This is a genomic window from Microbacterium sp. HMWF026, assembly GCF_003061325.1.
In the GTDB taxonomy this organism is placed as follows: domain Bacteria; phylum Actinomycetota; class Actinomycetes; order Actinomycetales; family Microbacteriaceae; genus Microbacterium; species Microbacterium testaceum_E.
Genome location: NZ_QAJB01000294.1, coordinates 22,815 through 23,259, shown reverse-complemented (window position 1 = coordinate 23,259; position 445 = coordinate 22,815). Strand labels below are relative to the sequence as shown.

At 78.0% G+C, this 445-nt stretch carries 1 pseudogene; it reads right to left on the bottom strand.

Annotated elements, in window-relative coordinates:
* Positions 1-445: pseudogene (locus tag DBR36_RS11430) on the bottom strand (hypothetical protein); the annotation flags it as partial.

The following is a 445-nucleotide window of genomic DNA, read 5'->3' as shown; positions in this document are numbered from 1 at the left end:
GAGCCGCCGGTCAATCCGCCCGATCCACTCGTCGTCCCGCCGCCGACGCTCGTCGCCCCGCTCGCCTGCGCTCCGCCGCCCGTCGCCCCGAAGGGAGCCGCCGCGTCCTGTGCCGCCTTCTCACGCTCGCGGGCGGCGCGCTCCTGCGCCGCGGTGGTCGCCCTCAGGGCGGCGAGCTGGGCGTAGAGGTCGTCGAGACGCGCCTGGGCGGCCGCCACGCTCGCGGACTCGGCGTCGGCCTGTCCCCGCGCGGCGGTCGCCGCGGCGAGCGCCTCGTCGGCCTGCCGTTGAGATTCGGCCTGCGCCGCGGTCGCCTGCTCGCGCAGCGACGTCGCGACGTCAGCCGCGCTGCGGGCCGCTCCGGCCTCGCGGGCGCTGAACTGCGCGACCCGGTCCAGGATGCCGAGGCGTTCGAGCAACGAGTCGGGATCGGCGTCCGCGAGCA